Origin of the sequence: Streptomyces sp. NPDC058646 (genome assembly GCF_042716875.1) — a bacterium.
In the GTDB taxonomy this organism is placed as follows: Bacteria; Actinomycetota; Actinomycetes; order Streptomycetales; family Streptomycetaceae; genus Streptomyces.
Map to the genome: position 1 here is coordinate 129675 of NZ_JBHXRK010000021.1, position 20557 is coordinate 150231.

19 protein-coding genes and 1 tRNA gene are annotated in these 20557 nt (G+C 72.8%); 14 read left to right on the top strand and 6 right to left on the bottom strand.

Features of this window, described 5'->3' with window-relative positions; translation table 11 throughout:
- Nucleotides 1–80: 80 nt before the first annotated feature.
- Entirely contained in the window at nucleotides 81–506 is a 426-nt protein-coding gene (locus ACFWUZ_RS24920; RefSeq protein WP_384376898.1) for an ASCH domain-containing protein, read from the bottom strand.
- Between the two features lie 268 nt (nucleotides 507–774).
- Between ACFWUZ_RS24920 and ACFWUZ_RS24925 the strand changes: the two genes are divergently transcribed.
- The 5 genes from ACFWUZ_RS24925 (at nucleotide 775) to ACFWUZ_RS24945 (ending at nucleotide 7553) form a co-directional block, all read left to right on the top strand.
- The gene (locus ACFWUZ_RS24925; RefSeq protein ID WP_384376901.1) at nucleotides 775–1722 is read left to right on the top strand and encodes a hypothetical protein; all 948 of its coding nucleotides are present in this window, start codon (nucleotides 775–777) and stop codon (nucleotides 1720–1722) included.
- A 56-nt stretch (nucleotides 1723–1778) separates the two neighbouring features.
- Nucleotides 1779–3323 (top strand): APC family permease, encoded by a 1545-nt coding sequence (locus tag ACFWUZ_RS24930; protein WP_384376904.1) that lies wholly within the window; start codon nucleotides 1779–1781, stop codon nucleotides 3321–3323.
- A gap of 214 nt (nucleotides 3324–3537) precedes the next feature.
- The gene (locus ACFWUZ_RS24935) at nucleotides 3538–4977 is read left to right on the top strand and encodes an amino acid permease (RefSeq protein ID WP_384376907.1); all 1440 of its coding nucleotides are present in this window, start codon (nucleotides 3538–3540) and stop codon (nucleotides 4975–4977) included.
- Nucleotides 4978–5230: 253 nt separating this feature from the next.
- A complete protein-coding gene (locus tag ACFWUZ_RS24940; RefSeq protein WP_384376910.1) occupies nucleotides 5231–6061 on the top strand; it encodes an aminoglycoside phosphotransferase family protein in 831 nt (276 codons plus the stop codon).
- Nucleotides 6036–7553, top strand: a complete 1518-nt coding sequence (locus tag ACFWUZ_RS24945) for a hypothetical protein (protein WP_384376913.1) — start codon at nucleotides 6036–6038, stop codon at nucleotides 7551–7553. Before ACFWUZ_RS24940 ends, ACFWUZ_RS24945 begins: the two co-directional genes overlap by 26 nt.
- An 82-nt stretch (nucleotides 7554–7635) precedes the next feature.
- Here ACFWUZ_RS24945 and ACFWUZ_RS24950 read toward each other — a convergent pair.
- Nucleotides 7636–7720: transfer RNA gene (locus ACFWUZ_RS24950), tRNA-Leu, on the bottom strand.
- A gap of 167 nt (nucleotides 7721–7887) precedes the next feature.
- On the opposite strand from ACFWUZ_RS24950, the gene ACFWUZ_RS24955 reads away from it, so the two are divergent.
- The 3 genes from ACFWUZ_RS24955 to ACFWUZ_RS24965 all read left to right on the top strand — a co-directional run bounded on the left by ACFWUZ_RS24955 (nucleotide 7888) and on the right by ACFWUZ_RS24965 (nucleotide 10515).
- Complete coding sequence (locus tag ACFWUZ_RS24955; RefSeq protein WP_384376916.1) at nucleotides 7888–9213, top strand: M20/M25/M40 family metallo-hydrolase; 1326 nt, start codon at nucleotides 7888–7890, stop codon at nucleotides 9211–9213.
- 129 nt (nucleotides 9214–9342) lie between these two features.
- Nucleotides 9343–9576, top strand: a complete 234-nt coding sequence (chpH, locus tag ACFWUZ_RS24960) for a chaplin ChpH (RefSeq protein ID WP_384376919.1) — start codon at nucleotides 9343–9345, stop codon at nucleotides 9574–9576.
- 162 nt (nucleotides 9577–9738) lie between these two features.
- On the top strand, nucleotides 9739–10515 hold the full coding sequence (locus tag ACFWUZ_RS24965) for a chaplin (RefSeq protein ID WP_384376922.1): 777 nt from the start codon (nucleotides 9739–9741) through the stop codon (nucleotides 10513–10515).
- A gap of 42 nt (nucleotides 10516–10557) precedes the next feature.
- Here the strand turns inward: ACFWUZ_RS24965 and ACFWUZ_RS24970 are convergent, their stop codons facing one another.
- Nucleotides 10558–10746 carry a DUF5703 family protein gene (locus ACFWUZ_RS24970; RefSeq protein WP_031146791.1) on the bottom strand — a complete coding sequence of 63 codons (189 nt, stop codon included), beginning with the start codon at nucleotides 10744–10746 and terminating at the stop codon, nucleotides 10558–10560.
- A gap of 47 nt (nucleotides 10747–10793) precedes the next feature.
- On the opposite strand from ACFWUZ_RS24970, the gene ACFWUZ_RS24975 reads away from it, so the two are divergent.
- Nucleotides 10794–11477 (top strand): hypothetical protein, encoded by a 684-nt coding sequence (locus tag ACFWUZ_RS24975; RefSeq protein ID WP_384376925.1) that lies wholly within the window; start codon nucleotides 10794–10796, stop codon nucleotides 11475–11477.
- A gap of 55 nt (nucleotides 11478–11532) precedes the next feature.
- Here the strand turns inward: ACFWUZ_RS24975 and ACFWUZ_RS24980 are convergent, their stop codons facing one another.
- Together ACFWUZ_RS24980 and ACFWUZ_RS24985 are read right to left on the bottom strand one after the other, a co-directional pair.
- A complete protein-coding gene (locus ACFWUZ_RS24980) occupies nucleotides 11533–14109 on the bottom strand; it encodes an ATP-binding domain-containing protein (RefSeq protein WP_384376928.1) in 2577 nt (858 codons plus the stop codon).
- The gene (locus tag ACFWUZ_RS24985) at nucleotides 14106–15089 is read right to left on the bottom strand and encodes an aldo/keto reductase (RefSeq protein ID WP_384376931.1); all 984 of its coding nucleotides are present in this window, start codon (nucleotides 15087–15089) and stop codon (nucleotides 14106–14108) included. The genes ACFWUZ_RS24980 and ACFWUZ_RS24985 overlap by 4 nt, the downstream gene beginning before the upstream one ends.
- A 101-nt stretch (nucleotides 15090–15190) precedes the next feature.
- Between ACFWUZ_RS24985 and ACFWUZ_RS24990 the strand changes: the two genes are divergently transcribed.
- Nucleotides 15191–16240, top strand: a complete 1050-nt coding sequence (locus ACFWUZ_RS24990) for an LLM class F420-dependent oxidoreductase (RefSeq protein ID WP_384376934.1) — start codon at nucleotides 15191–15193, stop codon at nucleotides 16238–16240.
- Between the two features lie 214 nt (nucleotides 16241–16454).
- On the top strand, nucleotides 16455–17243 hold the full coding sequence (locus tag ACFWUZ_RS24995) for a ferritin-like domain-containing protein (protein ID WP_384376937.1): 789 nt from the start codon (nucleotides 16455–16457) through the stop codon (nucleotides 17241–17243).
- 56 nt (nucleotides 17244–17299) lie between these two features.
- Here the strand turns inward: ACFWUZ_RS24995 and ACFWUZ_RS25000 are convergent, their stop codons facing one another.
- Nucleotides 17300–18292, bottom strand: coding sequence for a magnesium and cobalt transport protein CorA (locus ACFWUZ_RS25000; protein ID WP_384376940.1), 993 nt, complete (start codon nucleotides 18290–18292; stop codon nucleotides 17300–17302).
- Between the two features lie 54 nt (nucleotides 18293–18346).
- Between ACFWUZ_RS25000 and ACFWUZ_RS25005 the strand changes: the two genes are divergently transcribed.
- The 3 genes from ACFWUZ_RS25005 to ACFWUZ_RS25015 all read left to right on the top strand — a co-directional run bounded on the left by ACFWUZ_RS25005 (nucleotide 18347) and on the right by ACFWUZ_RS25015 (nucleotide 20537).
- A complete protein-coding gene (locus ACFWUZ_RS25005; RefSeq protein WP_384376943.1) occupies nucleotides 18347–19048 on the top strand; it encodes a histidine phosphatase family protein in 702 nt (233 codons plus the stop codon).
- A 92-nt stretch (nucleotides 19049–19140) separates the two neighbouring features.
- Entirely contained in the window at nucleotides 19141–19731 is a 591-nt protein-coding gene (locus ACFWUZ_RS25010; RefSeq protein WP_031146776.1) for a DUF3090 domain-containing protein, read from the top strand.
- Nucleotides 19695–20537: an SCO1664 family protein gene (locus ACFWUZ_RS25015; protein ID WP_384377001.1), complete on the top strand. Its 843-nt coding sequence runs from the start codon at nucleotides 19695–19697 to the stop codon at nucleotides 20535–20537. Before ACFWUZ_RS25010 ends, ACFWUZ_RS25015 begins: the two co-directional genes overlap by 37 nt.
- Nucleotides 20538–20557: the final 20 nt, after the last annotated feature.

The window sequence follows — 20557 nt, forward strand, 5'->3', positions numbered from 1 at the left end:
GCTGCCGGATCCGCCCGACCCGGCGGGCCCGGACGGTCCCGCCAGTCCGGTCCCGCCAGTGCGGTCCGCCGGGCGGGATTTCAGGCCAGCCGCTCCACGACGCGGAACCGCTCGGCCACCACCAGCGTGTCGTCGTCCACCGTGTAGTGCGGATCCCCGAGCACCTCGCGGACCGGAGCGCTGTGCCAGAAGCGCTCGTGCCCGGCACGCCATTCGGCCACTGACGCGTACCCCTCGCCCTCGTCGAGCGCGTGCCGCAGGTCCACGTCGGCCAGCCGCACCACGCGGACCCCGGTCACCTCCACGACGGCCACCGGCTGCTCCTGCGAGTCCACCAGCAGCGCCCGCTGCCCCGCCTCGGGGAGCGGCTCCCCCTCCGCCTCGTACTCGGGCAGCAGGCCGGTCGTCGAGGTCTTCGCCCCGCTCAGCACGGCTGCCACCAGCTGGTCGCGCAGCGGTCCGGGGAAGCCCAGCAGGTAGGGAGGAAGATCCTTCGTCGAGTCCATGGCCAGACCCTACGCGACCGGGCGCCAGCTGCCCCGAGCCGGTACCGCGGGCTCAACTATGACCGTTCGGCACCCAGTTGAAACCCGCCACGCAGTGGACTGGACCTTGACGCGGAGCTGCGCGTACCGCTTTGCTGTCCGTGATCACCGGTTCGCTCACCGGCACGATCCCCCGAACATCCGACCGACCGCACCAGGCATGTGCATCATGCATGTTTTCAGGCCACCGCTCGCCCCGTCCGCCCGCGCCCTGGAGGGAAACCCGCGGATGTCCCCGCCTCCGCCGCCCCTCGGCCGCGCCCGCAAGCGGGATGCCCAGTTCTTCGACCCGGCCCTGTGCGACGCCGAACTGGTCGACGTACGAGCCCAGTTCAGCCAGGGGCGCTGGTCCCGGGCCCGCTCCCTGCTCGTCGGCACCGGCGACGACTGGGACCGCCGCAGCCACCGCGTCGTCGTCCTCGCCGAGACCCCGGCCGCCACCGCCTGGGCCCGCGAGTGGCTGCTGGCCGAACCTGAGAGCGCCGACGCCGCCACCCTCCTGGCCTGCGCCGCCGTCTTCACCGCGCTGCGCCGCAAGGGCTCGCCCGACGCCGCCGAGGAAGCCTGCCGCCGGGCCGCCGCGCTGCTGCCCGCCGACCCCACCCCCTGGCTCGCCCTGCTGCTCCTCTCCCGCGCCTTCGGCACCGAGGAGGAGTTCAGCCGCCACTTCGACCAGGTCCGGGCCCGCCACCGCGAGCACCACCACGCCCACCACCTGATGGTCGCCAAACTGGCGGAACGCACCCCCGCCGCCGGCCACGACCCCCTCCACGAGGTCTACGACTTCGCCGCCTGGGCCGCCGAGGAGTCCCCGGCGGACTCGCCGCTCGCCGTCCTCCCCGTCATCGCGCACGCCGAGCGCTACCGGGTGCTCGCCGCCACCCACGGCCACACCTTCAGCAGCGCCGCCCAGCACTGGTCCGGCCGCCGCGCCCGCCAGGTGCTGCGCTCCGCCTTCGACTGGTGGCTCGAATGGGAGCGCGAGGACCACCCCCGCAACCGGGTCGACCTCAACTTCCTCGCCCACGCCAAGCTGTGCGAGGGCCGCCCGGCAGAGGCCGCCGCCCTCTTCCACCGCATCGGCAGCCACGCCACCCGCGCCCCCTGGTCCTACCCGGACCTGGACCCGCACAAGGCCTTCCTCGCCGCGCGCAGCGCCGCGCTCGGCACCGCTTGACCCCTTCCCCGGAAGGGCCCGGAGACCCGAAGCACCCCACCCGAAAGGACGGCGCCATGCCGACGGGCAGATCCACCACGCTCCCAGCCGCACCCGAGATCAGCACGTACAAGGGCCAGGACCGGGCCCTGCGGGCCGACCGCCTCGGGACGGCCGGCCTGCTGCTCTCCGTACTCGCCGCCAGCGCCCCCCTGATGGTGGTCGCAGGTGTCATGCCCACGACCTTCGGGGTCATGGGAGTGGTCGGCCAGCCCCTGCTCTTCGTCGTCCTCGGCATCGTCCTCGCGCTCTTCAGCGTCGGCTACGCCGAGATGAGCCGCCACGTCCACAACGCCGGCGCCTTCTACGCCTACATCGCCCGCGGCCTCGGCCCCACCGCCGGAGCGGGTGCCTCGCTCGTCGCCCTCGTCGCGTACAGCGCCATGCAGGTCGGCGTCTACGGCATCCTCGGCTTCGAGGTGTCCGGCCTCTTCGCCGCCTACCTGGACGTCGAACTCGCCTGGTGGATACCCGCCCTGGCCGCGGTCGCCGTCACCGGCGCACTCGGCTGGCTCAAGATCGACCTCAACGCGAAGGTCCTCGGCGTCCTCCTCCTCATCGAGTGCGCCCTCGTCGTGGTCTTCGACGTCGCCGCCCTCTCCGAGCCCGGCCCCGAAGGCCTCTCGCTGCACGCCTTCAACCCCGAGACCCTCGGCGGAGCCGGCCTCGGCACCGCCCTCTGCTTCTGCATCGCCGCCTTCGTCGGCTTCGAGCAGTCCCCGGTGTACGCCGAGGAGACCAGCAAGCCGCACATCGTCGTCTCCCGCGTGATGTTCCTCGCCGTCGGCTTCGTCGCCCTCTTCTTCGCCTTCAGCGCCTGGGCCCTCACCGTCGCCACCGGCCCCGCCGAGGTCGTCAAGACCTCCGCCGAGGCCGGCCCCGGGCTGCTCTTCCAGCTCACCGAGACCCGCCTCGGCACCGGTTTCACCGACGTCCTGCACGTCCTCTTCGTGACCGGCATGTTCGCGGCCATGCTCAGCTTCCACAACGTCGTCGCCCGCTACGCCTTCGCCATGGGCCGCGAGGGCCTGCTCCCGGCCGCGTTCGGCCGCACCAACGCGGGCACCGGCGCCCCCGGCACCGGCTCCCTCCTCCAGACCGCCGTCGCCACCGTCGTCGTGATCGCCTTCGCCGTGACCGACGACATGCCCGCCGGCGACCCCACCGCCCCCGTCCTGCACCTGTTCACCTGGATGGGCAGCGTGGGAGCCCTCGGCGTGACCCTTCTCATGGCCGCCGCCTCCTTCGCCGTGATCGCCTTCTTCGTCCGGCGCGGCACCGCCGGGGCCCAGGTGTGGCGGCTCGTCGCCGCCGGAGCGGCCGGCCTCGCCCTGCTCGGCATCGCCGCCTACACGGTCAAGGACTTCGGCGTCCTGGTCGGCGCCGCCGAGGGCTCCGCGCTCAGCTGGGTCCTGCCCGGCATCATCGGGGCCGCCGTGATCGTCGGCCTGCTGTACGGAGCACTGCTGCGCAGCCGCCGCCCGGAGGTGCACGCCCGCATCGGCCTCGGCAACGAAGCCTTCCGTCTCGACCAGGCGGCAGAGGCCACTCCGCGCGACTGACCTCGCTTTCCAGCCCCTGCGAAGCCCCCGACGACCGTTTCCAAGGTCGACGGGGGCTTCGGTGCGCAGGGGGCCGATTTTGGCGGGTGGCGGAGCCTCATGGTCTCCTGGGTCGACAAAATTCACCGGACCGTGGCACAGGGGACACCACCCAGCTCCCCTGCGGCCCGTTCCGGGCCTGCCTGCCCCGACCCCCACGAAGGCGAAGTCATACATGAGTGACCGCACCTTGACCGAGGCTCCCGCCCCGGCGTCTTCCCGCCATGTCGACGCCGGTGACGAGGGCTACAGCAAGGACCTCAAGTCCCGCCACATCAACATGATCGCGATCGGCGGGGCAATAGGCACCGGCCTGTTCCTAGGAGCCGGCGGCCGCCTCGCAGGAGCCGGCCCCTCCCTCGCCATCGCCTACGCGGTGTGCGGAATCTTCGCCTTCTTCGTCGTCCGGGCCCTCGGCGAGCTCGTCCTCTACCGCCCGTCCTCCGGAGCCTTCGTCTCCTACGCCCGTGAGTTCATGGGGGAGAAGGGCGCCTACACGGCCGGCTGGCTGTACTTCCTGAACTGGTCCACGACCACTGTGGCCGACATCACGGCCGCCGCGACCTACGCCCACTTCTGGTCGATGTTCACCGACGTCCCCCAGTGGGTGCTCGCCTTCATCGCCCTGGCCGTCGTCCTCACCGCGAACCTGATCTCGGTGAAGTACTTCGGCGAGATGGAGTTCTGGTTCTCCCTGGTCAAGGTCGCCGCCCTGGTGATCTTCCTGCTCGTCGGCATCTACCTCGTCGCCACCAGCCACGAGATCGGCGGCCACACCCCGGGCCTGTCCACCATCACGGACAACGGCGGCATCTTCCCCTCCGGCATGCTTCCCATGCTCCTCGTGATCCAGGGCGTGGTCTTCGCGTACGCCTCCGTCGAGCTCTGCGGAGTCGCCGCCGGCGAGACCGAGAACCCCGAGAAGATCATGCCGAAGGCGATCAACTCGATCATGTGGCGCGTGGGCCTCTTCTACGTCGGCTCCGTCGTCCTGCTCGCCCTGCTGCTCCCGTACACGGCGTACTCCTCCGGCCAGAGCCCCTTCGTCACGGTCTTCGACAAGCTCGGCGTCCCCGGAGCCGCGGGCGTCATGAACCTGGTCGTCCTGACGGCCGCCCTGTCCAGCCTGAACTCCGGCCTGTACTCCACCGGCCGGATCCTGCGCTCGATGGCCATGTCGGGCTCCGCCCCGAAGTTCACCGGCGTCATGAACAAGGGCAAGGTGCCGTACGGCGGCGTGCTCTTCACCGCCGCATTCGGCATCGCGGGCGTCGGCCTGAACTACTTCATGCCGAAGGACGCCTTCGAGATCGTCCTGAACTTCGCCTCGCTCGGCATCCTCGGCACCTGGGGCATGGTCATGCTCTGCTCCCTCTTCTTCTGGCGCCGCGCCCGCGAGGGCAAGGTCGAACGCCCCGGCTACCGCCTGCCCTGGGCCCCGTACACCCAGATCGTCACCCTGGTCTTCCTCGCCACCGTCCTGGTGCTGATGTGGTGCGACGGCGGCGTCGGCCGCACGACGGTCATGTGCGTCCCGCTCATCGCCGCGGCCCTGGTCGGCGGCTGGTACCTGGTCCGCCGCCGCGTAGCCGCCCTCGCGGCCGCCCGGAACTGACCCGTACAGGCCATCTGCCGGCCCCTGCCCCGACCTGCGGGGGCGGGGGCCGGTCGCATCTGCTCCGCCACCGCACCGGCCCCGCGGCGTCCCGGAGCCCCTTGACACTCCTTCGCTTGCTGGTGAAGCTGATCCGCCTATGAATCGATCTCAACTTCCCTCGGATCAGGCACCGTTCACCGAAGCTTCTGCCAGGCGTGCCGTTCTGGTGGCCGTCGACGCCGCAGGCGCACCGCAGCCCCGCGATCTCGAGTTGCTGAGAATCGGCGAGAACGCCCTCTTCGCCAGTCCCGTGCAGAACCTGGTGTACCGGGTCGCGCGTTCCGACGGCCTCACGGACAAGGTGGAGAAGGAGCTTGCGACCGCGCGGTGGCTGGTGGCGCAGGGCTTTCCGGGTCTGCCGCCTCGGGACGAATTCCCGCAGCCCGTGTCCGCCGAGGGGCGTCTGGTCACCTTCTGGGAGTACGTGGCCCCTGCTCCGCGTGACCCCGGCCTGTTCGATCTGGCGGTCCTCCTGCGCGACCTGCACGCACTGCCTCAGCCGGACTTCCCGCTCCCGGAGCTCAACCCGTTCCCCCTCATGCGGGACCGGCTTCGGGAGGCCGGCGCGGACGGCCCCGCCCGTGGTGACGGGGCGGTCGGAGAGAAGGACCTGGAGTTCCTGGCGGCGTCCTGCGAGGACAGCGAGGCAGCCTTCCACGACCTTGTCGAGTCGGACCCCGCCGTCGGGTTCGTACACGGGGACGCGCACCGGGGCAATCTGCTGCGCCGCGGCGACCGGGTTCTGCTCATCGACTACGAGGCCGTGGCGCGGGGCCCGCGCATGTGGGATCTGCTGCCCACGGCCACGGCCGCGGCCCGGTTCGGACTCGGGCCCGCCGAGTACGGGGAATTCTGTGCCGTCTACGGGGCGGACGTCACCCAGCATTCCGGCTATCGGATCCTGCGCACGGTGCGTGAGCTGGGGATGACGACCTGGCTGATGCAGAACGTCCCGCACTCGCCGGCCGCCGCTGCCGAGTTCACCCTCCGGATGGACTCGCTGCGAAGGGGGGACGATGCGGCACGATGGCACGCCCTCTGAGCCCGGCCCCGCTGCTGCCGAGCCCGTACCGCCCGCCATCCCCTTCGACCCGTACGTGTCACGCATCGGCACTCGTCTGACCACGGTGTACGCCACCTCGTGGACCTATGCCCCCGACACGGACGACGGCGGCGCGGAAGAGGCCTTCCGGCCTCCCTCCGCTCTGCTGAACCTGGGACGGCTCGCCACCGCCTACGACCGTCATGCGGATCAATTCCCGCGCGTTCTGCACCGTGAGCGCCTGGACGCGTCCCGGTTCGCAGCCCGCAGATGGGGCGCCGCCGGCGGGGTGCTGCCGACGCTGGCGACCCTCTGGCAGTTCACGGCGCCGTCCGGGCAGATCCTGCTCGCCTTGACCCTCGACCTGGACGCTCCGCTGCTCCGTTGCATCCCGCTCCTGGAGGACCTGTACTACGCCGATGTCACCTTCGACGGCACGGGGCTGGAGCAGCTCGCAGCGTCCCGCATCGGCGCGGAATCCTCAGGGCTGCTTCCCGAGCGGCACCAGCTCGTCTTCCGGGCGTCACCCACCGCCGCCGACGTGCCGTCGCGCGACGAAGCGCAGCGGATCATCTACCGGGCCGACCTGCCCACGCGAGCCGGGCTCGACGTGCTGTGCGCGCCGGACGAACTCAACCGGCGACCGACCACCTCCGGTGTCCTCGGTCCTTATGTCAGCTTGTTGACTGGACATCAGGACTACGTGGAGAACGCCGCGTTCCTGTCGGCGGTCCAAGCCGTCGCTTCCGCCGCCCGCCTGCGGGAGATCCGCGTACTGGCCGAATCGTACGCACGCCGCTTCCGCGCCCGTGCCGACGGCGCCACCCGCCCGCACGAACGGCGCACCCTGCTCGAACGCATCACGATGGCACAAGGACACCTGGAGCTGGAGCTCGGATACAGCGTCGAGATCCCCGCAGATCTGGCGACACTCATTCCCTCCCTGCGGCCGACGTCCTACCATGCGGCGCTCTACGAGGCCATGGGCCTCACCGAACGAGCCTCTGCCGTCAGTCAGACGCTCCAGCGCCTCGGCAACGCCACAGCGGCCGAACTGACGTCGGTGGAATCCGCCGAGCTGCGGGCGGGGGACCGGCGCAGGGTGCGGACCGTCGTCGCCGTCACCTTCGTCACCACCGTGACGGCGACCCTGGGCCTGCTCTTCGCCTTCTTCGGGATCAACGCCAGCGAGGTGGACGAGCAGCGCTCCATGTTCGACCTGGCCTACATGCCGATCTATGCACTCATCGCCACGGTCCTCGTGCTGGGCTTCCTCGTCTACGCGGTCCTGCACGCCTCCGACCGGGCGGCCATGCGCCGACACGTGGCCCCGGTGCCGACCTGGCACGGAACGCACCGGCTGCTCGCGGGCGAGCTCGGGACCGCGCTGCTGGACGGGCCGCCCGTACTGATCCCGCCACCGCGGGCGCCGACGGGGCCGTCGGCCGAGTCCGGCCGGCCGGCGGCGGAGCCTGCCCCGCCCTCGCCGTGACGGTGATCACCCTTCCCGCGGCAGCGGTGGACGGGAACGCAGAAGGCCGGTCGGAAGATTCCGACCGGCCTTCTGCCGTAAGTGTCCGAGGGGGGACTTGAACCCCCACGCCCGATAAAGGGCACTAGCACCTCAAGCTAGCGCGTCTGCCATTCCGCCACCCGGACAAGGTGTCTGTCTCGCGTCCCTCGCGGGCCGTTCCGACGTGGAAAACATTACCAAACATTCCGGGGGCCTCGATCACACCCCCCGACGGCCGGGGATCGCCCTTGGGGAGAAGGGTCCGGAGGGGGAGGATGGCAGCAGTTCGGTACTGATCAGTGGGAGGAAGCACGTGAGCGAGTCGAGCGCGGGCAGGACCGTCTCCGGCGAGGACGAGGTCGTCGACCTCTGCCGGGACCTCATCCGGATCGACACCAGCAACTACGGGGACCACTCGGGCCCGGGCGAGCGCAAGGCTGCCGAGTGGGTCGCCGAGAAGCTCGCGGAGGTCGGGCTGGAGCCGAAGATCTTCGAATCGCACAAGGGGCGGGCCTCGACCGTCGCGCGGATCGAGGGCGAGGACCCGTCGCGGCCGGCGCTGCTGATCCACGGACACACCGACGTGGTCCCCGCCGACGCCGCCGACTGGACGTACGACCCCTTCGCGGGAGAGATCGCCGACGGCTGCCTGTGGGGCCGCGGCGCCGTCGACATGAAGGACATGGACGCGATGACGCTGGCCGTCGTGCGCGACCGGATGCGCAGCGGCCGCAAACCCCCGCGGGACATCGTCCTGGCCTTCCTCGCCGACGAGGAGGCCGGCGGCCTGTACGGGGCGCGGCACCTGGTGGACAAGCACCCGGGGCTCTTCGAGGGCGTGACCGAGGCGATCGGCGAGGTCGGCGGGTTCTCCTTCACCGTCAACGAGAACCTGCGGCTCTACCTCGTCGAGACCGCCCAGAAGGGCATGCACTGGATGCGGCTCACGGTGGAGGGCACCGCGGGCCACGGCTCCATGACCAACAACGACAACGCCGTCACGGAGCTGTGCGAGGCCGTGGGACGCCTGGGCCGCCACCAGTGGCCGGTGCGCGTGACCAAGACCGTACGGTCTTTCCTGGACGAGCTCTCGGACGCCCTCGGGACCCCACTGGACCCGGACGACATGGACGCGACGCTGGCCAAGCTCGGCGGGATCGCCAAGATGGTCGGCGCGACCCTGCGGAACTCGGCGGCGCCGACCATGCTGGGCGCCGGCTACAAGGTCAACGTCGTCCCCGGGCAGGCCACCGCGCACGTCGACGGCCGCTTCCTGCCGGGCTACGAGGAGGAGTTCTTCGCCGACCTCGACCGGATCCTCGGCCCGCGCGTGAAGCGGGAGGACGTGCACGGGGACAAGGCCCTGGAGACGGACTTCGACGGGAAGCTCGTCGACGCCATGCAGAGCGCCCTGAAGGCGGAGGACCCGATCGCGCGGGCCGTCCCGTACATGCTCTCGGGCGGTACGGACGCCAAGTCCTTCGACGACCTCGGCATCCGCTGCTTCGGCTTCGCGCCGCTCCAGCTCCCGCCGGAGCTGGACTTCGCCGGCATGTTCCACGGAGTGGACGAGCGGGTTCCGGTCGAGGGGCTGAAGTTCGGCACGCGGGTGCTCGACCGATTCATTGACAACGCCTGAGATTCGGATCGGTGTGCGCATTCCACTGAGAAGAGTGAATGCGCTCATACGCTCGTAGCCCCGGTGATCCCTCCTCGTTACAGGTGGTGCGGTCCGCGGCTGGGACCGCATTGCCTACTAGGAGGAAAAATGATCAAGAAGGTTGTAGCCGCTGCGGCTGCCACGGGTGGCCTCGTTCTCGCCGGTGCGGGCCTGGCCCACGCCGATGCGGGTGCCCAGGGTGCGGCCATCGGTTCGCCCGGTGTCCTGTCCGGCAACGTGCTCCAGGTCCCGGTCCACGTGCCCGTGAACGTCTGCGGCAACACCGTGAACGTGATCGGCCTGCTGAACCCGGCTTTCGGCAACACCTGCATCAACGCCTGAAGCGCCTGAAGTTCTGGCCCCGGAACGCATTCCAGCGTTCCGGGGCCGCCGGGCTTTACGGCCCGGCTCCCACACTTTTTCGGCGAACCAGGCGGGGGAGCCTGGAGGGCTGGGCCGCCGGGTGACGGCCGATACCACGTACACACCAGGGGACGAGTACAGATGCGACGACCGGCACAGGTCACCAGGAAGACCCTGATCACCATGGCGGCCGCGGGGGGTGTCCTCGCACTGGGCGGGGGCTACGCCCACGCGGATTCCGATGCCTCGGGGCATGCGGCGAACTCACCGGGCCTGCTGTCCGGGAACACGGTGCAGGCGCCCGTGGACGCGCCGGTGAACGCCTGCGGGAACACCGTCACGGTCGTGGGCGGCCTCAACCCGGCCTTCGGGAACCACTGCGCCACCCACGCCCACAAGCCGGGCAAGCCCCACAAGCCGGGTAAGCCCGGTAAGCCGGGATACCCCGGCAACCCGGGCCACCCCGGCAACCCGGGCGGCGGGGACGAGCCGTGCGACGACCACCCGGAGCACCCGGGCAACCCCGGCAACCCGGGCACGCCGCCGGGCGGGAATCCCGGCAACCCCGGTACGCCGGGCACCGAGAACCCGACCACCCCCGGCAACCCGGGTACGCCGGGCACGGAGAACCCGACCACGCCCGGCAACCCGACCACCCCCGGCAACCCGACCACGCCCGGCAACCCGGGCGGCACCCCGGGAACCCCGGGCAACCCCGGCACGGGTACGCCGGGCACGCCCACCCTCCCCGGCCAGGGTTCCGTCACGCCCGTGACCCACCCCGGCCCGGGCACCGGTACCGCGCCCGGACTGGCGGCCACCGGCTCCGGTGACGTCCTCACGGCGGGCCTCCCGCTCGCCGGCGGCCTCCTGCTGGCCGGAGCCGTGCTCTACCGCAGGGCCCGCGCCGCCGCCTGACGGCCGGCCCTCACGACGCGGGTCCCTTCCCGGGGGCCCGCGTCACCACGTCGCGCGGACCTGGCGGATGATCCGGCGGCGCAGACGCACGCGGCGGCTGCCGTCCCGGTGCAGGGTGAGGCGGTCCAGCTCCCAGTTCCCGTACTCGGCATGATCGGTCAGCAGGCGGGTCGCCTCCTTGCGAGGGACGCCGCGAGGCACGTACACGTCGACAAATTCGTATTCCGGCATCGCATCTATTGTGCGGGCAGAGCCCTGCTACGGATAGCGTCTGCTCTATGTCTGATGCCGCTCTGCCCACTGTTGCCGAGGTACGCGCCGCCGCCGAGGCGGTCAAGGCCGCGCTCGACCGTCACCTCGCCGCGGTCGAGGGCCGGACCGGGGACGAGGACCCGGAGGTCTACGCGGCGTTCAACGAACTCGCCGCGGCGGCCGAGGAGTACGACGAACTCCTCTACGACCGGTACGACGAGGTCACCCCCTTCGAGATCCCGACCCCCGAGGACGGAGTCCCGTACACCGGCCCCGCCGATCCCACCGCGTTCAGCGTGCTCATCCGCCGTGACTACGCGGTGGTCGAACCGCCTCGGCTGATCGCCCAGGCTGAGCGCGTCGCCGCACACGACCGGGACGCCGAACTCGTCCAGGGCGGTGGCACCGCCGGTGCGCTGGGCGTGCTCTTCGGGGAGTACGAGCCCGACGAGATCGCCTCCCGGTACAAGGAGTTCGGTCTGGAGGAGGGCGATTCCACGCTCTGGATCGCCGCCTCGGAGGAGGTGGCGGAGCCGGGGGAGTGGCTCGACTCGCCCTTCGCGCACACCGATCCCGAGGACGTGCTGCACCGCTTCGACGTCAGCGCCGTCTTCGACGAGGAGGACGACGAGTTCGACGAGGACGAGGAAGCGGCCGAGGACGCCGAGGCCGAGGACGGGGCGGCGAAGCCGGGGCTGACCCCGGCCTGAGCCGCGCCCGCCCGGACACCGCGGCCCCCGTCCTTCCGGACGGGGGCCGCGACCGTCACTCCGGCTGCTCCGCCGCCGAGGCCACCAGAGCCTTCAGCAGGCCCGTCAGCCGGGTCGTACGGGGCTTCGGCAGGACCTCCGCCACCGCCCGCGGCAGCGCCTGGTCGGCTCCGTGGACCACGGACAGGTGCCGCTCCGCCCGGCCGAACGCCGTGTACACCCACTCCCGCGACAGCGCCTGGGCGGCGTCACCCGGCAGTACGACGACCACCGCGGGCCAGCGCGCGCCCACGGCCTGGTGCGCCGTCACCGCCCAGCCGTGCCGGACCTGCGCGTCCACCCGCTCCTTGGGCACGACGACCCGCCCGCCCGCATGATCCAGGTGCAGCCCCTGCGCGTCGGCCGACACCACCCGGGCCGGCACGGCCCGCCCCGGGGAGGGCACGTGGACGACCCGGTCGCCCGGGTCGAAGCCGCCGAAGCGGCCCGGGCCTGGGTTCAGCCGCTCCTTGAGGGCGGCGTTCAGTGCCCGGGTGCCCGCCGAGCCGCCGTGGCCCGGGGTGATCACCTGCACGCCGTCCGCCGGGACCCCGAAGGCCCGCGGCACCGACTCGGCGACGAGCTGCACGGTGCGGTGCACCGCCTCCGCGGCGTCCCGCACCGGGACGATGACGACCTCCTTGCCGGGGGCGTCGACCTGGTTCAGCTCACCGATGCCGACCCCCGAGACCAGTTCGCCGAGCGGGCCCGGGTCCGGGGTGCGGGAGACCACCTGGGGGCAGGCGCGGGCCGCCAGTACATCGGCGAACACCCGCCCGGCCCCGGCGGACCCCAGGACGCCCGGATCCCCGGAGAGCACCAGCCGGGTGCCGTCCGGGACCGACTCCACCAGGGCGGCGGCGGTCTCCACGTCCAGCTGCGGCGCGTCCAGTACCACGAGCAGGTCCAGCGCGAACTGCCCGTCCGCGTCCCGTCCCGGCCCCTCGGCCCCCGACAGCAGGCCCGCCACCGTGACGGCGTCCGGCCCGCCGGGCGCGTGCGCGGCCAGGCAGGCCCGCAAGCCCGCCTCCCGGGCCGCCGCGAGCAGCGCGGAGGCCTCGGCCCGGGCGGCCTCCCCTCCGGTGTGGGCCACCAGGCCGTGGCCCGCGACCGCGCGGATCAGCTCGGCCGCGGACGGGTTCGGCGCGGCCCCGGCGGCCTCGTCCCAGTCCGCCGCGCCGTCGAAGGTGTTGGCGAGCCGGGCCAGGCCGTCGGCCAGGCTCTCCTCGTCCATGGCGGCGCCCTCCAGGCCCACGAGGATCCGTACGGGCTCCTCCTCGCCCTCCGCGTACTCGGCGCCCGGCGGGCCGAGGGGCTCCTGGAACACCAGCACCGCTCCCTCGGCGATGGCCGCCTCCAGAGCCCCGGCGGGGTCCGGCACGGCGTACTGGGCCAGCGCCGACCGCAGGACCGGGGCCTCCAGCGCGGTGTGCCCCTTGAGCGCGGCCTGGGCCAGCAGCCAGCCCACCAGGGCTCCGGTCCGCCGCGCGTCCCCGGGACCGGCCTCGGGGCCCAGCAGGGCCCGCGCGAAGCCGTCCGCCTGGGTCGGGCGCACCGCGGCGACGGACAGCAGCCGCCAGGGGTTCCCGGCGAGGGCCTCGGCGGCGTCCTCGCCCAGGGCGGCGGCGGCCTCGGCGGCGAGCGCCTCGGGGGCGCCGCCGCGGACCAGGAGGGCCCGGACCGCGTCGACCGTGCCGGGCGCGACCTCCGCGGGTGCGGGCGGCGCGACCGGGGTGCGGGGCTGGGGCGCCGCCGGGGCGGGCCTGCGGGGCGCGACGGGGGCCTCGTCGAAGGAGACGGAGGAGGCCTTCGCACCGCTCTCCACGGCCCGTACGGCCGCCAGCAGGTCGGCGGCCCTGCCGCTGAGCTTCGCGCCGGCCTCGACGGGCGCCTCCCGCTCCGCCTTGCGCCGGGCGATCCGCTCCCGCTCGATCCGCTGCGCGGCCAGCTCGGCCTGCGCCTCGCTCAACTCCGCCGCGGCGACGGCCTCGGCGGCACCGGCGCCGGCACCGGCGCCCGCCTGCTGCTCGGCGCCCGGCTCCGGGCCCGCGTCCGCCTGCGGCCCGGCCCCCGCCTCCGGCTCGTCCCCTGCCGCACCGGCCTCCGGCTCGGCCTCCGCGGCCGCCGTGCCCGGCTCCGCGCCCGCCTGCGGCCCGGTCTCCGCCTCAGGGTCGCTTCCTGCCGCACCGGACTCCGGCTCGGCCTCCGCGTCGGTGCCCGGCTGTGCGTCCGCACCGGGCCGGCCCTCCGCGCCCCCCTCGTGCTCCCCGTCCGTGCCCTGCTCCGGGCTCCCGTCCGTGCGCTGCTCCGGGCCCGCGTCCGCCTCCGGGCCGGGGTACGCCTCTGGGTCCGGCTCCGGGCCCGCCTCCGGGCCCGCCTCCGGCTCGTCCCCTGCCGCACCGGTCTCCGGCTCGGCCTCCGCGGCCGTGCCCGGCCGGGTGGCCCCGTCGGTGCCGGCTTCGTCCTGTGCCGGGGCCGCAGGGGTGTCCGGATCCGCCTCGGCGGGGGTGCGGGCCTCCGCGGCGCCGCGCGGTGCTGCCGCGAACTCCGCTTCCTCCGCGGCAGCGGGCTCGGCCTGACGGTCCGTACTCACAGCGTGCTCCAGTCCTGATCGGGATAGCGGTGCACGGGCGCCGAAACATCGTCCAGCGCCCGGCAGATCTCCTCCGGAAGACTAAGGGCCTCCACCGACAGCGCCTCCGCGAGCTGCGCGGACGTCCGCGCGCCCACGATCGGCGCCACCACCCCCGGCCGGTCCCGGATCCATGCCAGGGCGACCTGGAGCGGGGTGACGGCCAGCCCCTGGGCCGCCGTCGCCACCGCGTCGACGATCCGGCCCGCCGCCTCGTCGAGGTACGGCTCCACGAAGGCGGCCAGGGTCTCCGAGGCGCCCCGGGAGTCCGCCGGGACGCCGTCCCGGTACTTGCCCGTCAGCACCCCGCGCCCCAGCGGCGAAGCGGGCAGCAGGCCGATCCCCAGGTCCAGCGCGGCCGGCAGCACCTCCCGCTCCACGCCCCGCTGGAGCAGGGAGTACTCCATCTGCGTCGACGCCAGCCGGGTCCGCGGCCCCGGCGCCGCGAGCTGCCAGGTCGCCGCCTTGGCCAGCTGCCAGCCGCAGTAGCCCGCCACCCCGGCGTACCGGGCCCGGCCGCTGCTCACCGCCAGGTCCAGCGCCTGCAGGGTCTCCTCCAGCGGGGTCGACGGATCGAAGGCGTGCACCTGCCAGAGGTCCACGTAGTCGGTCCCCAGCCGGTCCAGGGAGGCGTCCAGGGCGGCCAGCAGGTGCCCGCGCGAGCCGTCGCACCGGCGGTCCGGGTCGCGGACGCTGCCCGCCTTGGTCGCGATCACCAGCTCCCGGCGCGGGACGAGCCCGCCGACCAGCTGCCCGAGGAGGTACTCCGCCTCCCCGCCGCCGTACGCGTCGGCCGTGTCGACGAGCGTGCCGCCCGACTCCCAGAACGTCTTCACCTGTGCGGCGGCGGCGTCCTCGCCGGTGTCGCGGCCCCAGGTCAGGGTGCCGAGGCCGATCCGGGAAACGCGCAGTCCGGTGCGGCCGAGATGCCTCTGCTCCATGAGCGCTGAGACTACTGGGGCGCTGACGCGAAGGACCCTGGCGCGCTACAGTCCCCGGCAGACCTACGTTACTGATCGGTAAACCGGTAAGGGGACGACACATGCGGCTCGGCATCAATCTCGGGTACTGGGGTGCGGGCATGGACGCCGACAACCTCGCCGTCGCACAGGAGGCCGACCGCCTGGGCTACGACGTGTGCTGGGCGGCCGAGGCCTACGGTTCCGACGCCCCGACCGTGCTGGCCTGGGTCGCGGCCCAGACCGAGCGCATCGACGTCGGCTCGGCGATCCTCCAGATCCCGGCCCGCCAGCCCGCGATGACGGCCATGACCGCAGCGACCCTGGACTCGCTCACCAAGGGCCGCTTCCGGCTCGGGCTCGGCGTCTCGGGCCCGCAGGTCTCGGAGGGCTGGTACGGCGTCAAGTTCGACAAGCCGCTCGCCCGGACCCGCGAGTACGTGGAGATCGTCCGCAAGGCTATGACCCGCGAACGCCTCTCGTACGAGGGCGAGCACTGGACGCTGCCGCTGCCCGGCGGCCCGGGCAAGCCGCTCAAGCTGACCGTGCACCCCGAGCGCGAGCACATCCCGCTCTACATCGCCGCCATCGGACCGAAGAACCTGGAGCAGACCGGCGAGATCGCCGACGGGGCCCTGCTGATCTTCCCGGCCGCCGAGCACCTCGAGGCCACCGCGCTCACCCACATCCGGGCGGGCCGTGAGAAGGCCGGACTGACCATGGACGGCTTCGACGTCTGCCCGACCGTGCCGCTGGCCCTCGGCGAGGACGTGAACGCCCTCGCGGACATGTTCCGCCCGTACACCGCCCTGTACGTGGGCGGCATGGGCAGCCGGAAGCAGAACTTCTACAACCAGCTGGCCCAGCGCATGGGGTACGAGAAGGAAGCCGCCGAGATCCAGGACAAGTACCTGGCGGGGGACAAGACGGGCGCCGCCCAGGCCGTGCCGCACTCGCTGATCGACTCGACCACGCTGCTCGGGTCCGTGGAACGGATCGCGGACGGGATGCGGGCCTACGCGGACGCCGGGGTCACCACCCTGACGCTGGCCCCGGCCGGCTTCACCCTGGACGAGCGGGTCGCCGCGCTGCGCGCCGGCACCGAGGCGATGGAGCTGGCCGGACTGGCCTGAGGACCGTCCGGCGTCGCGCGTCCGGCGCCGGGAAAAGGGTTCTGCGGCCGTGGTGGGGGCTCGGGGGGTCTTCCCCGCCACGGCCGACACCGCCAACAACGCCCGGAACGCCCGCAGGGTTACGCTCCCGGTTCCATCCGCCCGGTTCGTTCATTCGGACGAGTGGGGCGAGCCCTCGGTTGCCCGCCCCGGTGACCGGCGTTTGACTCGGTGCATGCTCTCTGCCCGCAGCCTGTTCCAGGAGATCGTCGACAACGACGACTCCTTCCAGCTGTTCTGCTCCATCGCCGCCAGCGGGGAGGCGCAGGGCGGCTGGGAGAACGCCCGCATCGCGGCCCTGGTCCCCGCAGCCATGCGCGGTCTCGCCCCGAAGATCGCCCGGCACGGCGCCGACGAGGACAAGCACGGGCGGATCTTCAACGCCCTGCTCCGCAAGCGCGGACTGCCTCCCGTCGCCGTCCCGCCCGAGACCGACTACACGATGCTGCTGGAACGGCGCGGCATCGGCCTCGCGCACGACAAGCTGCGACGCGAGGAGCCGCTGACCGAGCGGGACATCGTCGTCTACCTCGCCCACAGCCGCGTCACCGAGCAGCGCGCCGCCGACCAGATGGACATGCTGGTCAGGAACTTCGGGGACCATCCCGAGGTCGGCAAGGCCATCCGCATGATCAGCCACGACGAGGACAACCACCTGTCCTACTGTCACGAGGAGCTGCTGCGGCTGGCCCGGGAGGGGCACGGCCCCGCCATCCACCGGCTGCTGCGCGAGAGCGCGCTCGTCGAGATCGGCGTCTACCGTGACGTGAGCCTCGCCGTCATGGGACACATGGGGCGGCTGCTGCACTGGCCCGCGCCCAAGGCCGCGGCGCTCGCCGCGGGCATCCGCGGGATGTACGCCTACGAGCGGTTCAGCGGCTGGCACCGGATGGTGAGCCTGCGCATGCCGGAGCGGCGCGACGCGCTCGGCGGCGCACCGGTCACCACCCCCGAGTTCGCCTAGCCCGCAGCCCCCGACGCCCCCGCCGTCCCGGGCAGCGCGGCCCGGGACGGCCGCGGCTACAGCCAGCCCCGTCGCTTGAACAGCCGGTGCAGGCCCAGGCACAGGGCCACCATGAGCACCACCAGGGCGGGATACCCCCAGGGCTGCCTCAGCTCCGGCATGTGGTCGAAGTTCATCCCGTAGATCCCCGCGACCATCGTGGGGACCGCCGCCATCGCCGCCCAGGCCGAGATCTTGCGCATGTCGTCGTTCTGCCGGACCCCCATCTGCGCCAGGTGCGCCGCCAGCGCGTCCGACAGCAGCCGGTCCAGGCCCTCGACGTACTCGTTGGCCTTGGTCAGGTGGTCGGCGACGTCCCGGAAGAACGGCTGGGCGTCCTGGTGGACGAAGGGCACGTTCCCGAAGGCGAGCCGGTCCATCGGCTGCAGCAGCGGGCTCGTCGCCCGGCGGAACTCCAGCACCTGCCGCTTGAACCCGTAGATCCGGGCGGCGGTGTTCTTGCCGTCCGGGGCGTTCGGGGCGAAGACCTCCGCCTCCAGCTCCTCCAGGTCCGACTGGAGCTCGGCGGCCACCTCGATGTAGTGGTCCACCACCGCGTCGGACACCGCGTACAGCACCGCCGTAGGCCCGTGCCGCAGCAGCTCGGGATCCTGCTCCAGCCGGCGGCGTACGGCGGCCAGCGGGGCCCCCTCGCCGTGCCGGACCGTGACCACGAACGAGTCGCCGATGAACAGCATCAGCTCGCCGGTGGTCACCGTGTCGGTCTCGTCCTCGTACAGCACGGGCTCGAGGACGACGAACAGGGAGTCGTCGTACACCTCCAGCTTCGGCCGCTGGTGTGCGGTCAGCGCGTCCTCCACGGCCAGCGCGTGCAGCCCGAACTCCGCCCGGACGTGGTCGAATTCCTCCTCCGTCGGCTCGTGCATCCCGACCCAGAGGAAGGAGTCACCGGCCGCCCGCGCCTCGTCGAGGGCGTCCGAGAAGTCCTCGGGTCCCTCGGAGCGGCGGCCGTCCCGGTACAACGCGCGGTCCACGATCACGGGGCGCATTCTCCCCCGCCCGCGGCCCGCCCGCACGCCGGTGACAGGCCATACCCTGACCCCATGGCCACGCTGATCCTCGTACGACACGGGCGGTCCACCGCCAACACCGCCGGGCTGCTCGCCGGATGGACCCCGGGAGTAGCCCTCGACGAACGCGGCGCCGAACAGGCCGCCGCACTGCCCGGACGGCTGGAGGGGGTGCCGGTCGCCGCCGCCGTCACCAGCCCGCTGCAACGCTGCCGGGAGACCCTCGCACCGCTGCTGGCCGCCCGCCCGGAGCTGGAGCTGCACACCGACGAGCGGATCGGCGAGTGCCACTACGGCGACTGGTCGGGCCGCAAGCTCTCCGAACTCGCCGACGAACCCCTGATGAAGATCGTCCAGCAGCATCCCTCGGCGGCGGCCTTCCCCGGCGGGGAGTCCATGCGCGCCATGCAGGCGCGCGCCGTCGACGCGGTGCGGGACTGGAACGCCCGGGTGGAGGAGGAGCACGGGGCCGACGCCGTCTTCCTGATGTGCTCGCACGGGGACATCATCAAGTCCCTTGTCGCGGACGCCCTGGGGATGCACCTCGACCTCTTCCAGCGCATCCACGTCGACCCCTGTTCGGTCACCGCCATCCGGTACACGCCGACCCGCCCCTTCGTGTTCCGCCTCGGCGACACCGGGGACTTCGGCTCCCTGGTGCCGCGGGCGCCGAGCGACAAAGCCGCCGAAGACGGAGGGAACGCCGTCGTGGGCGGCGGCGCGGGCGCGGCGTGATCGAACGGCGCAGTAGGGTGGACTGGCCCTACCAACGCGCGCCGTCGAACCCGGGCAGCGCCGCCCCCGCCGCCGAGACTTGGAGACTGGACGTGCCCCGTCAGGTGTTCCTCTACGACCCCCCGGACCGCTTCGTGGCCGGCACGGTCGGTCTGCCGGGACGCCGTACGTTCTTCCTGCAGGCCTCCTCCGGCCCCCGGGTCACCAGCGTCTCCCTGGAGAAGACCCAGGTCGCGGCGCTGGCGGAACGGATGGACGAGCTGCTGGACGAGGTCGTACGGCGCACCGGGGGCAACGCCCCCGTCCCGGCCGTCGCCCCCGCCGAGGCCACCGACACCGCGCCGCTGGACGTCCCGGTCGACGAGGAGTTCCGCGTCGGCACCATGGCCCTGGCCTGGGACGGCGAGGAACAGCGCATGATCGTCGAGGCGCAGGCCCTGGTGGAACTCGAAGCCGACTCGGACGAGGACCTCGCCGAGGCGGAGGAACGGCTGCTCCAGGACGAGGAGAACGGGCCGCCGATGCTGCGGGTGCGCCTCACCGGCGCCCAGGCCCGGGCCTTCGCCAAGCGGGCCCTGGACGTGGTCAACGCGGGGCGCCCGCCGTGCCCGCTGTGCAGCCTGCCGCTGGACCCCGAGGGGCACGTCTGCCCGCGCCAGAACGGCTACCGGCGCCAGGCGTGACGGCCACGGGGGATCTTGAGGAACTGCTCACCGAAGGTGAGCTGACCGTCGTCGGCCGCATCCGCGAGGCGTCCAACGCCGTCCTGCTGTGCACCGTCACGTACGAGGGCGTGAGCGCCGACTGCGTGTACAAGCCGGTCAAGGGCGAGCGGCCGCTGTGGGACTTCCCCGACGGGAACCTCGCCCAGCGCGAGGTCGCCGCCTACCTGGTCTCCGAGGCCACCGGCTGGGGCCTGGTCCCCACCACCGTCCTGCGCGACGGTCCGTACGGGGAGGGCATGGTCCAGCGCTGGATCGAGACCCCGCAGGGCGAGGCGCCGGGCAGCGAGCTGCTGGCCCTGGTCGAGGGTGAGGAAGCGGGGGAGGGCTGGCGGCCCGTCGCCTTCGCCGAGGTCGGCGGGGGCCGCACCGCCCTGCTCGTGCACGCCGACGACCCGCGGCTGCGCCGGCTCTCCGTCCTCGACGCCGTGATCAACAACGGCGACCGCAAGGGCGGCCACCTGCTGCCCGCTCCCGACGGACGGCTCTACGGCATCGACCACGGCGTGACCTTCCACGCCGACGACAAACTGCGCACCCTCCTGTGGGGCTGGGCGGGGGAGCCGCTCACGGACGAGGCCCACAGCGTGCTGGCCTCCCTCGCCGCCGGGCTGGCCGGGGGAGCGCCGCTCGCCACCCGCCTGGCCGAACTGATCACCGAGGCCGAGCTGGCCGCCGTACGGGACCGGGTGGCGCACCTGCTGCGCACCGGGACGCACCCGCAGCCCTCCGGGCAGTGGCCCTCGATCCCCTGGCCACCGGTCTGAACCAGCCATGCCGGGCACGC